Genomic DNA, 12,851 nt, shown 5'->3' on the forward strand with positions numbered 1-12,851 from the left:
ACGTCTATATTAATATACACCTTCAGGATATTGCATGGTGACGCAATGAAGCGAGCCATGTTGTTTAATCAATGCCGTGCAATCCACACCGACAATCTCTCTTCCGGGAAAAGCTTTTTCCAATACTTCTTTTGCAAGAGTATCATTATGAGGCTGATTGTATGTGGGAAGCAGAACAGCTTCATTCATAATCAGGAAATTGGCATAGGTTGCCGGCAGCCGTTCTCCATTTATATCATAAATGGCATCGGCCATAGGGAGGGGAAGTAAGCGATAGGGATTTCCCTCCGGCGTCCGGAAAGCTTTCAGTTCTTCTTCCATTGCCACCAACTCTTCATAATGCTCGTCTTTTTTGTCTGTGCACTGCACATATACGATGGTATCGTCAGGACAGAAACGTGCCAGCGTGTCGATATGACTGTCTGTATCATCGCCGGCCAAATAACCGTGTTTCAGCCATAACACCTGTTTCAAGTTGAATGTTTCTTTCAGATATTGTTCTGTTTCTTCCTTCGTTTTCTCGTTTCGGTTGTAGGACAACAAGCACTTTTCTGTGGTAAGGAGTGTGCCTTTTCCATCACTTTCTATCGAACCTCCTTCCAAAATGAAATTTCTTTGGTAGACATATTCTCCTGTCAATGTTTTGCAGCGATAATATAGATTGGAGTTTATCATATTATCATAATTGGCAGCGTACTTCATTCCCCAACCGTTAAAACAGAAATCCAGTAAGAGCGGTTCTCCGTTCTCTTTCAGCATGGTAATAAAGGCGTGGTCGCGTGCCCATGTATCGTTAGTCTTCACGGCCGAAACGGTGAGATTCTTCACATTGCATCCGTGCTCATAGATTCTGTCTCCGATTCGATGAGGTTCCGGGGCTACTACCAGCAAAGGCTGACGTTTTAAAATTTCGTAAGCTATATTAAGGAAGCAAGCATCTACTTCTTCCAACATATAGGCCCAATCAGTGTCTATATGGGGCCATGTCAATTGTATCAGGCTCTGTTTGTGCCATTCTGCTGGCAAATAAGTTTTCTTCATATTCTTTAATTTTACCCGACAAAGATAGGAAATAAAAATGAGCTACTCACTTTTCGAAGCGAGGTGATTTTAGAAAAACTTGGTGCTATATCATGCTCTTTCATTTAATCTCTAAGTAGAGCCATAGTCTCCCTTACCCGATTCATCGTAAATCGGGTATTTTTTTATTGCTGTATGTCAGAAAGTTATTCTTTTATCCCAATCTAATTATCTCATTGTTTTTCTCTTTGCAGGCTTCGGTAGCCAATGTGATGCCGGTGTTGTAGGAATATGCTGACACAATATCAGGCTTGCGTTCGTTGGCCTGTACAGTGTTGCGCTTGGCTTTGCCATCCACAAGATTATCTCCTTATCTCCGTCTGCCTTGGACAGCCTTCGGTGGAAAGACTTCGCAAACTCCTGCATCCTGTTGGCAAGTGCCGAATTATCGATACCGTGCTCCACGCGGCAGAGAGTCACCTCGGATGGGACACCGTTCTTCAACATAGGTCGTACAAAGAAACCGCTGGTTCGGTGGGCATAGCCATTTATGATAACCGTGTGAAGATAGAAAACCCCGGAACTTTTCCGTCCAACTGGGATACGGAAAATGAAATCAGAGCATGAATCGAAACCACAAAATCCATTATTGGTAAATGTCCTGTACAAGCAAAAAGTTTTGGAAAGTTGGGGACGTGGCATTGGGCTGATGATGTCTGAATGTCGTAAAGCCGGATTACCCGAACCGGAATATAAAATATGGGCAGATAATGCGGCTTCAAGGTGTGTTTGACCTGCCGCATCGAAAGAAATGCACATTGAAAAACTGTGCCGACTCGTGGGATTCGATGAAAGGCAGACCGAAACACTCGTCAAGGGAAAGCCTTTGGAGTATGCAGGGAAACTCTACTCGGAGGAACACGGACGGAGATTTACGACCGAAAAAGTCAGGCTTTCAAGTGTTGAAAGCCCTGACGGATGGGGCAAACTGGTTCTTGCTATTGCTAGAAAGCCCATTGCCGAGTGGTTCAAAGAGTAATTCGACAAGCTACGGCAGAGCATACACCGATCTATACAGTCGCAAAGGAAAGGCAGGGGAATGAAGATATAACCATTTTATCTTGCCGGGAAACAATAAAAAAGTGTTGTTCATAATGCCTTATGAATGGCACTTTTTATATATTTGCACACAAAATAAGGATAGAGCAAATAAAAGTAAATACAGAATCGTAAAATTATGTAGATATGGATATAAGCCTTTTACTTATAATACTCATTTTCTTGCTTGATATAGCCGTACTATAAGTATTGTACGCACAAAAAGCACACAAGGAAGCAGAATATTATATGTCTTGATTGTTTTATTACTTCCTGTTATTGGAATTTCAATATATTATTTAATTCGTGAATAGTATGGAAAGATTTATCTATTTGATAATCAATTTCTCAATATGGATTATTGTGGTATGGACTATTGTACCTATCATTATCGATGATCTTACCATTGATTCAATAATAGCTCGTTTAGGTTTGGGATCTGCTTGCATCGCTAATTTGTTTCAGAAAAAAAAGAAAATCAATATATCACTCTTTATTGTATCAATAGTCTTAATTATTACTGCAACTATTATAAAAATCTATTAATATGAGAACTATAGAATTAAGCATAAAAAAACGTATGAAAAGAATGAATCTGACCGCTTTGTTGTTAGGTGGTGTCTGTTTGTTATGCCAACCACTCCAAGCCCAGCAGAGCATTGATGCTTGTGACGGTCGTACTTATAAAGTAGGCGACACGCTCCGTATTGGCGAACCATTGCCATCGGGCTATCTATTTGTTAAGCAACTAAACGCCAACAATCAATTTGATAAGCTGAATCCGAAAAACTCAACCGGACGGACTGCCGTCATTACCGACATACCTGCTTACCAGCCCAAACTCTATCAACAGTTCGGCATTTACCAACAGCCGGAAACGCCCCAAATAGTCTTTGCCGAACAGGGCGATTTCAAGATTGGCGTATATCTAAACATGGCTTTAACCAAAGGAAACATCATGTCCGGACATCATGTTTCTCATATGGATGGAGCTGTCGACCTTACCCCGGCTATCTTGTTCGCCTACACACATAAACTTTACGGCAAACCTATCGACACAGCATCAGTCGAGACCTATGCCTCTCTCTGTGCTCCCCAACAGTATGCAGAAGCAGCCAATGACCCGTTTGCATTGGAAGAACTTCGTACAACATATCGGAAAGAACTGGAACAAGCTGTGGCAAAGGCAGATTTCAATAAGGTTTTCCGTATCAAATGTTTGTCGGAACTTCAAATGTACGACATCAATCAACAGCGTTTCCCGCTTTCGGGCTTAACGTGTGTCAATGTGGAAACCAAGCAGAATAGCGAATTGTCCCAACAAGGTTATTGCTTATGGGGAACTTGTGCCTTTCATTTCACTAATGCTCCGTCATTTGCCACCCTACCTTGTGAAAAATCCATTGCTCAAGGCATCTATACCATGCGTAAAATGACCTCGGCGACCTTACCGCCAACGGCTACCCTATATGTATATGTACGCATCCTCCAACAGCCGGTATCACTTCCCGATAAACGTACCATGGTGATGCGTCCCGGAACATCATTCGATTTCGAGTGGTCAACACTCCGTAAAGCATACGGTCAAAAAGCTTTGAACATGGAGATTATACAAACAGACGGTTATTATAATGTCTTCCCTTATAACATACAAGAAGTGACATACAATTATCTTGGTACACAAATGTTGCCTAAAAAGTAGCGCAATGAGCAATATGCAGGCATATAAAGCAAGGGGTTGTAAAAGAAGAAAAGACATTTCAGAAATTTGATTGTAATAAATGAGCTATGCCTTCGGTGGGGTAACTCGCTGGGGTTGTTAAATTGTTATCCCTATTTCTTAAATAATTCGATAAAAGTTTATTTATCAATTGGTTAAATCCAATCGAGAAAAGTCTAAAATAAACACATAGCGAAAAAGTAAATTTGGGCAAAGCGTAGCGAATTAGCTGATAGAGCGTTCGTTACGCTTTGTTTGTCTATGGGGCAGAGCCAACGAAATACCACCTCGAAGCCAAACGGTGCAGAAGTTCAGTTACCACTTCGTTACTCCCGTAACGGGTGCAGATTTCTTGCTAAAAGGTTATGTTTCTGCGTTTTGCGCAGATTTACATAGCTGTCGGTAACTCACTAATAACTAATTTTGTAACCAAAAAAAGGAGTGAGTTATGCGAAGTACATTCAAGGTATTATTTTACGTGAAGAAAGGCAGCGAGAAGCCTAACGGCAACCTGCCTCTGATGTGCCGTATCACGGTGGATGGCGAGATTAAACAGTTCAGTTGCAAGATGGACGTTCCCCCATGCTTGTGGGAAGTGAAGAACAGCCGTGCTTCGGGCAAGAGTGTCGAAGCGCAGAAAATCAACCTTGCGGTGGATAAAATCCGTGTTGAGGTAAACCGCCGCTACCAAGAACTGATGCAGACGGACGGTTATGTTACCGCCGCCAAACTCAAAGACGCCTATCTCGGTATCGGCGTCAAGCAGGAAACTTTGCTGAAGCTGTTCGAGCAGCACAACGCCGAGTTTGAGAAGAAAGTCGGGCACAGCAGGGCGCAGGGGACATTTACACGCTATCGGACGGTCTGCAACCATATTCGGGAGTTTTTGCCCCATACCTACAAGCGAGAGGATATTCCGTTAAAGGAACTCAATCTTACGTTTATCAACGATTTCGAGTATTTTTTGCGCACGGAGAAAAAATGCCGCACATACACATTACGCTCGTCCCCATCGTCAAGGGAGAGAGCAAGCGCAGGAAAAGGGAAGAACAGACGAAGAAGCGATACCGCAAGAAACCGATTGACACCGTGAGGCTGTGCGCAGACGATATTATGACACGGTTGAAATTGAAGTCCTACCAAGATACCTATGCCGAAGCGATGGCGAAATACGGGCTGCAAAGAGGCATAGACGGCTCGAAAGCTCGCCACAAGTCCACGCAGCAGTATTATCGGGATATACAGAAACTCGCCGATAACCTCAAAGCGGAAGTGGTGGATTTGCAACAGCAGAAAGAAACGGCGCAGGAGGAACTAAGACGGGCGAAAAAAGAAATACAGACAGAGAAGCTGAAAGGGACGGCAACCACCGCAGCTGCCAACATCGCCGAGAGCCTCGGTTCTCTTTTCGGTAACAACAAGGTAAAGACGCTGAAAGGGGAGAACACCGCCCTGCATAGGGAAGTAGCCGACCACGAGGAAACCATTGAAGCCCTGCAAGACAGAATACAGACCATGCAGGCAGACCACAGCCGGGAGATACGGGAAATGCAACAGAAGCACGGCAGGGAGATAGCGGACAAGGACACAAGGCACAAGCAGGAAATATCGTTTCTGAAAACGGTAATCGCAAAGGCGGCATGGTTTCCCTACCTGCGTGAAATGTTGCACATTGAAAAACTGTGCCGACTCGTGGGATTCGATGAAAGGCAGACCGAAACACTCGTCAAGGGAAAGCCTTTGGAGTATGCAGGGAAACTCTACTCGGAGGAACACGGACGGAGATTTACGACCGAAAAAGTCAGGCTTTCAAGTGTTGAAAGCCCTGACGGATGGGGCAAACTGGTTCTTGCTATTGCTAGAAAGCCCATTGCCGAGTGGTTCAAAGAGTAATTCGACAAGCTATGGCAGAGCATACACCGATCTATACAGTCGCAAAGGAAAGGTAGGGGAATGAAGATATAACCGTTTTATCTTGTTGGAAAAAAGAGCCGTTCATAATACTTACGAATTGCTTTTTCACTATATTTGCAGTTAAATAAACAGAAGTTTTAATTCCTATTATTGACATCATGAAGAAGATATTTAAAGTTTTTAGTTTGAGCATATTAGGCTTATTGCTCTTAACTGTATTAGCCCTATTGTTAGTACGTTATGTATTCAACAGACAATTAAATGAACCCTTAGGAAAGGATAAGATAGAACTATTAAAGAACGCTGGTGAGTATGCACCAGATAGTGTGTCATATAATTTTGTTTATCAGCAAGATACTGCCAAAGCACAGCAAATCCGTGAATACTTCAGATTAGATACCATTGTGAAACCTACAGAAGTCACATGGAATAGAGCTATTGCATTGGCACGTTTCGTAGCCAAGAATATTCCTCATGCCAATCAAAATAACTATCCAAAGAAATGTAACGCAATAGGACTTTGGGAATATACCCGCACGATAGAGCCAGCTTTTAACTGCCGCCTCCATTCAATCCTTTTGCATGAGTTATTGCTGTCGGAAGGAATAGTGAATCGTTTTGTCACTTGCCTTCCCGCTGATTCGTTAGATTCTGACTGTCATGTGGTAAATCAAGTATGGCTACCCGAAATACAAAAATGGGCTATGCTTGATTCCGATATGAGAGCTTGGGCAGAAGATGAAAACGGAACACCTCTTTCTCTCGCTGAAATGCGCGAACGTTACATAAACGGACAAGAAATTATATACCGCCCCTTATTAGATTCAGAAAATAATTTCAATTATTACAAGATGTATTGGGCCAAAAACCTCTATTGGTTTATATCTTGGGAGGTAACTGGTTATAGCCGTGAAGATAATAATCCTGCATTCAGCAACCATGACCGCGAGATAATACTTGTTCCTAAAGGGTTCAGTGGCTTTGACTTAAGCGACAAATCAGTACTAACTACGGAAGAATCACGTTTTTGGGCCGTACCGGATAGTTTGACCGTTTCACTGTAACTTCAGAGTTGGGAATGACTCTATTTCAACGGTCAAGAACTGTCATCAACCAACAGCAACAGATATCAATAAATATCCGGTTTTTCCAAAGTTCTACTTCGGGAAAAGTAAGGAAAAACAGAGATAAACAAAGCCTCCGGCAAGGTAGCTCTCCGGAGGCTTTTTGCATTTGCACATATCAGAAAACAAAAAGAAAGTAATATCGGAGTATTACACCCCAAAAACGCTCTGCCGGCTGTTGCATAATGAAACGACATACTTGGCTGATCGGTGTGGTTCTCCCTCCATGCGGATAAATTCCGGTAACAAAATGACAAAGCAGATTCCCCTAACACATTACAGCCCGTGAATGGGCTGAATGATTTTTTTGCCAACCGATTTTATAAAATTGCCGCCGATAGTTCGTACTTTCAGAAAAAGATGTTACATTTGCAAATGAAAGAGTTATTTGACAGCATAGCAATGTAAAGCGCTGAAATTCGCACGGTTACTGACTCGTTACCGCTACTTCTCAAATAATTCGCTAAGAGTTTATTCTTCAATCGGTTAAATCCAATCGAGAAAAATCTAAAATAATCTATGTCCCGACTAAGTGACCTATATAAAGCAATGGAAACATTGCGCAAAGAAGGTCTTTCGTTAAATGAAGACCTCGAAAAACAAGTAAGTGATTTGGAAGAGAACATCATCAAAAAAGAAATCCTTCCGATTGTAACCGAGACGATTGCACCGGCTTTAAAGCAAGTGCAGCGTGAATTAGTGCTTGTTGTGGATTATGTACCCGGCTCGCCTATTAGCGTACATTTGTCTCGCAAACGAAATTTCACAGCAGATATAGCGGATGCCAAAGAGATTCTTCCTGATCCACAGGTGGAACATAAGGAAATAGGTAAGACCGGGCCGAAAGGCGAAATTGCACCGGCTACTCGATTAAAGATTACATTTGCTGATGGTCACGTGATTCAAGAGCCACAAGCAGCTGAGACTTTTCGTAAGTTTGTGATGGAAGTAGGTGCCGAACGCATTCGTACTTTAGGAATGAAACAAAATAAAGTGCCTTTGATTTCCAATACGCTTGATAAGAAATATAAAAGTTCACAAAAGCCTGTCGGTAATGGTTGGTATCTGATGACATGTAGCAATACGCTTACCAAGAAACGGGATATAGAACGTATAGCCAATATGTTTAATATAAAGATTAAAGTTGAAATAGTGTAATTCTTTCCACTATGAAACGAATAAGAATAAACAGTAAGAAAAAGTGATCAATTGTTTGCTCCTAATAAGGAATTTGGCTACTTCTGTTTCAGAATTGTTTGTTATTAGTAAAATGTAGCAGATTAATGCGGCTGTAATGTTTTCAAATCGTTATCAAGAACTTATTATTAATTAATGTCAGATAAATACGCAAAAGTATATTATCTAAGACAAAAACAGAATTTCATGTACATATATCAATATGAAAGCATGTAATTAGTTGTCGTTTCGCTTTGTTTGCGAAGCAGGGGAGGAAGAGGTGGTGTCTTCCTTTTCCTTTTTTTTATGGGCTCTTTTCCATAAGAACCAACGGAACAAATCATTCCATTTATCGAAATCTTTTTTATACATGATGCCGATACCTTGTGTGGTCAGGGTTGATTTTGTGAAATAACGGTCGTTGGTCTGATTGTATCCTCGTAGACGGAAGTCTCCGTTTTTAGTCAACAGCCAAATGGCTTCAAAGTCACCTACAAAGTTGGTGTTTGCCATTGCATTATCTTTATAACCAAAGTTACCATTGATTATCAGTCGATTATTCAATAATCTGCCGGAAAGGACAGCTTCGGCTTCTACATCTGTCCATCCTTTGTCTCCTGTACTCAGGTTGGCACCGATGTTCCAGTTCTTATTGTCCATCCATTGGGAGAGCATATTATTGAGCTGACCGGATAAAGTGCTGAAGGCTAATGAACTGGTAGCGTTTGAAGATTGGTCGTTGTTGGCGTAATCGTAGGTGTAGAACTTACCGATACCCAGCAGATAGATGATTTGTGTGTTCATTTGTTCTTCTGTACTGGTGATGCTGCGCACCACATCACGGTCTTCTTCCCTGACTGTCGGTAAATCCAGGTCAAATTTAATATCGGGGCTGGACAGGTTGCCGGTCAGGTTCATCAGGCAGTTTACTTTAACGGTGCTTTGTCCCTGCGAAAGTGAAGTGTCGATACCTAAATCACTCAATGAGGCAGAGTTTACCGTATAAATCGCCTGAAGATCCAGATTGGCCTGATATGGGTCACCTGTGAAGGTGACTGTACCGCCGGACTTCAATGTAAAATCTTTGCGAATCACTTCCTGCATGCTGAGCTTATACATTCCCTGGTCGATAATGTAGTTACCGAACATCTTAAAGTCTCCTTTATTAAAGTAGTTCACTTGCAGATTGCCGTTGCCTGTTGCTGTAATATTGTCGCCTGCTACCGGGTCCATCACGATTTTCATGGTGGCATTGGGGGTGGCGTTAATCAGCATATTGATGCGCAGGTCCATGGGAGGACCCTCTTCTTCTTTTTCTTTCTGCACATTCGAGTGATGGTACAGATTGGTTTCCACATTATCATGGATACGTTTGGGGGTCTTGTCGACAAAGGTAATGAACTGGGTATTGGTAGCCTCTGTCGTGATGCCTGTGATATAAGTAAAAGAGGTGTTGTGTCCTGTTGTCAGTGAGGCATCTACGGTCATGGCATTGTTTCCTCCGTCCAATATGACGCTTCCCGAACCGTACACCTTGCCGTAGAAAGGCATATCGCCGCCTTCGTGGGTATCATACATCAGCAGATTGTCGCCACTGATATTAAAATGATACATTAGGTTTTTTAGTTTGGTATGATGCAGATAGCCATTGACTACTCCACTGTTTCCTTCGCGGTCGTACACGTGTACATCGGTAAACAGTAATTGTCCGGAGGAAATATGTACCGAATCATCGCGTATTTGGAAATAGGTGTTCAGTACATCAATCTTGGTATCTATATTGGCACGTGCCTCTCCTTCCAAATCCAGGTGCTTGAAGTCTCCATAGAGTCTAATATGACCGTTGACACGTCCGGTTAAATCGCTGAATATGCCTTCCACAAAGGGCTGGATGAGTCCGATATTGGTGCTGTCTGCTTCAATCATCAGGTCCAGTCCTTTCATTTTCGGAGATACGTATCCGGTGACATGAGTGGCCGAAATACCTTCTTCCGCAATTTTTGCATCAAGGCGTACTCCGCCCAGTTCCGAATCCCATACGCCTGTAATATCGGCTTCACCCAACAATGCTTTATTCAGGCAGAAATTATGCACATTGAGTTTGGTGTGCATGGCAGGCTCTTTCATTACTCCCTTCATGTTGACAGTCCCGGTAACCAAGCCGTTGAATGCCACATCATCAAAATGCACTATATCCAGTACATATTCCAAATTGATATTCTTTAAATCGATATGGCAGGAGTCTTCCTTGCTTTTTGTCAACTTTCCGTTGATGCGTAAATGCTGGTTTTCATGTTCAAACAGAAAATTGTCGATATAGACACGTCCGGAGTCTACGGCAATATGCGAAGGATGTATATTCCAAATCGTATCGTTCAATACCACTTTCGTGGGTTTGATGTTAATGTCGGCCTGTAAGATGGGGTGTTTCCCCTCCGTTTTATAGAATTGGGTCACGGCAGCAAACTTACCTCCGTAAGTGACATTTGTGTTATTTCCCCAATTGACAGTTGTTTCCAGCCGGTCGTTTTTGGCTTGGGTATCGACAGTAAGATTCACCATTGCACCACTGTTCATCAACATACCGGTTCTGAGGGAACATTTGAACCAGTCTGACGGATTTTCGCAGATGAGTACCCCCGAATCATAATGGGTTCCATTATATTTGAAAGCCGGAAAATGTCCTTCAACGCGCAATTTCTCTTCGCGGTCGTTGAAATACCCTTTGATGGAGGCAGGGAACTTTAATTCCAGCGGTATTTGAAAGAGTTTTTGAAAGAACTCTGTATTATTTACTCTGATGTCGAATTTGAAGTTGTTGTGAGGAACCGGCATGTTTTCGTTCAGCGTCAGCAGGGAAGGGATATAGCGTTGAACAGTCTGCAATATGCTGGCCGGAATTGTGTTATAAGAATAGTCTCCACGTATGACAGCCGTCATGAACGAGGAAAGCACTTGTATTTCTTTTTGTCCTTCTACCTGTCCTGCCGTAATGGTAAGGTTGTCAAGGAAATAGTTGTTCCCTTCGGGGGTATTCATTTGCAAGCTGTCCAAACGGATTTTTCCGTTCATGTCGTCGATAGACTTCCCGGTAAAGTCTGCTGTCACGTTCAGGGAAATGTCCGTATCTTTGTATTTGTCGGACAAATGCAGGTTATCCGGTCGGAGATTCTTTAAGACGGCCTTCAAGTTGAATTCGGGTATGGCGCACGCCACGTTGAAATTGCCGTTTATCTGAACAGAGCCGTTGTCATCATCCATTGCCAGCTTGCCGTTGAAGCCTCCGTCTTTATACACGCCGTCCAGTGCTATATTCTCATATTTATATTGGCTGTATTCGAAAGAGGCAATATTCCCTTTGATATAAGATTCGGGATAGTGATTTTTATAGTTGAACCCTTTCAATTCCAGATTGAAGTCTGCCGTACCGAATTTCTTTTCGTTATCAAGCAGTTTGCCCACATTCAGGTCGGCACTGGCGATATTTCCCGAATAGGTACGGTTCTGTTGTTTGTCAATGCTCATCATAACATCGGCTTTGATTGTACCTACGCCGGTGTGTAGGAGTCCTGTGATAATCAAATCGTGAAGATATCCGGTGGCATCACCGCTAAAACGTACATATTCCAACTGCTGAAAAATAGGAGGAACTTTCCCGGCCACATTACTCATAACGGTGCTGATGCCTTCTTTATTCAGGTTTACGTCGGTCAGCTTTCCCATGATATACATATTTCTTCCTGCGTTCCAGTCGGCAACGGATGCTTCTCCGTTGATCATCAGACTGTGGTTGTCGGTCAGTCGCAGGGTAGGGCAGTCTATATTCTTTCCTTTACCGGAGAAATCCATGTTGAAATGTAACGGAGTATCGAACTTGGCCAAGGCCGGGACAAAAGGGGCTATGTCTTTGAGTACGACAGAGGCATTGACGCTTCCTTGATATTGCACATTGTCTGTCAGTTTAGGAAGATCCGGCAAACTGTCGTAACGCATGGAAAGGCTGTCAATGCTTAAAGCAGAATTGGAAAGCTCGAGGGAAAAATCCTTTATATTCAGTCGCTTATTGTTGGCAGTGACTTTCATTGAGAACTTTTGTAAAGCAAATCCACACTGTTCTTCAAAGCTCAGACGACGGATGGAGGCGTTCAGCGAGTCGTTGCGGAGCGCCTTCAGCGAAACGGTGGCTGCGAAGTTCTTTACGGCAAGATGGCCGGTATTGAACCGTCCGGGGGTTTCGGGCTCCGACAAGACATCGTATGTGATACGTCCGCGTCTTATCAATAAAGAGTTGATGCGTAAATCCAGATTTGTCTGAGTCTTCACCGTGTCTTTGGAAGCAAAAGCATCCAGAACAAATTGATAATTGGGAGGAGACTGAGGCGTTTCCCGCTCCATATTGGCCGAAAAGCCGAAAAGCTGAACACTGGTAATAGTGATTTTCCCTTTCAGCAGGGGGAGTATTTCAAATTTGGCAGACAGACGCGCCACTTTCAGCATTTCCCTGCCCCGGCGGTCTTCCAGCAACACATCTTCCACAATAATGCGGTTCAGCAGGCCCATGTCGATTTTTCCTACAGAAACTTCCGTGTTGAGCACTTTGCGGAGCTCTTTGGTCACTATATAAGACAATTTGTCCTGAACGTATGGAATGTTCAGAAGCACAATTATCCCCAGATAAACTCCCAAGAGAATACCTAGCAGTATGCGAACTGTATATTTAAGACTTTTGCTTGATATCATTGCTTATTTTGGGCTAACAAAGGTACGAAATACGTCCGAAGTAGCCCAAAATAAACTTG

At 42.8% G+C, this 12,851-nt stretch carries 7 protein-coding genes and 4 pseudogenes; 8 read left to right on the top strand and 3 right to left on the bottom strand.

Annotated features, from left to right (window positions below):
* Window positions 1-9: 9 nt before the first annotated feature.
* Complete coding sequence (locus tag HMPREF1534_RS13910) at window positions 10-1,041, bottom strand: agmatine deiminase family protein (RefSeq protein ID WP_005937939.1); 1,032 nt, start codon at window positions 1,039-1,041, stop codon at window positions 10-12.
* 193 nt (window positions 1,042-1,234) lie between these two features.
* The gene (locus HMPREF1534_RS20655) at window positions 1,235-1,378 is read right to left on the bottom strand and encodes a hypothetical protein (RefSeq protein ID WP_159106085.1); all 144 of its coding nucleotides are present in this window, start codon (window positions 1,376-1,378) and stop codon (window positions 1,235-1,237) included.
* A gap of 140 nt (window positions 1,379-1,518) precedes the next feature.
* Between HMPREF1534_RS20655 and HMPREF1534_RS19660 the strand changes: the two are divergent.
* From HMPREF1534_RS19660 to HMPREF1534_RS13880, 8 genes and pseudogenes are all read left to right on the top strand, one after another.
* Window positions 1,519-1,780 (top strand): annotated as a pseudogene (locus HMPREF1534_RS19660) (ATP-binding protein); the annotation flags it as partial.
* Window positions 1,781-1,837: 57 nt separating this feature from the next.
* Window positions 1,838-2,131: pseudogene (locus HMPREF1534_RS0118845) on the top strand (hypothetical protein); the annotation flags it as partial.
* Window positions 2,132-2,327: 196 nt separating this feature from the next.
* Window positions 2,328-2,432: a PLDc N-terminal domain-containing protein gene (locus HMPREF1534_RS21380; RefSeq protein WP_349998364.1), complete on the top strand. Its 105-nt coding sequence runs from the start codon at window positions 2,328-2,330 to the stop codon at window positions 2,430-2,432.
* 266 nt (window positions 2,433-2,698) lie between these two features.
* Window positions 2,699-3,820, top strand: a complete 1,122-nt coding sequence (locus HMPREF1534_RS13900) for a DUF4852 domain-containing protein (protein ID WP_051560897.1) — start codon at window positions 2,699-2,701, stop codon at window positions 3,818-3,820.
* A gap of 466 nt (window positions 3,821-4,286) precedes the next feature.
* Window positions 4,287-4,838, top strand: a pseudogene (locus HMPREF1534_RS13895) (phage integrase SAM-like domain and Arm DNA-binding domain-containing protein); the annotation flags it as partial.
* Window positions 4,814-5,803: pseudogene (locus HMPREF1534_RS13890) on the top strand (plasmid recombination protein); the annotation flags it as partial. The pseudogenes HMPREF1534_RS13895 and HMPREF1534_RS13890, both read left to right, overlap by 25 nt.
* Before the next feature lie 107 nt (window positions 5,804-5,910).
* Complete coding sequence (locus tag HMPREF1534_RS13885) at window positions 5,911-6,816, top strand: transglutaminase domain-containing protein (RefSeq protein WP_005937956.1); 906 nt, start codon at window positions 5,911-5,913, stop codon at window positions 6,814-6,816.
* Between the two features lie 579 nt (window positions 6,817-7,395).
* Window positions 7,396-8,034, top strand: a complete 639-nt coding sequence (locus HMPREF1534_RS13880; protein WP_005937959.1) for a protein kinase family protein — start codon at window positions 7,396-7,398, stop codon at window positions 8,032-8,034.
* Between the two features lie 255 nt (window positions 8,035-8,289).
* Here the strand turns inward: HMPREF1534_RS13880 and HMPREF1534_RS13875 are convergent, their stop codons facing one another.
* On the bottom strand, window positions 8,290-12,792 hold the full coding sequence (locus HMPREF1534_RS13875; protein WP_005937962.1) for a translocation/assembly module TamB domain-containing protein: 4,503 nt from the start codon (window positions 12,790-12,792) through the stop codon (window positions 8,290-8,292).
* Window positions 12,793-12,851: the final 59 nt, after the last annotated feature.

Origin of the sequence: Phocaeicola massiliensis B84634 = Timone 84634 = DSM 17679 = JCM 13223 (assembly GCF_000382445.1) — a bacterium.
Classification (GTDB): Bacteria; Bacteroidota; Bacteroidia; order Bacteroidales; family Bacteroidaceae; genus Phocaeicola; species Phocaeicola massiliensis.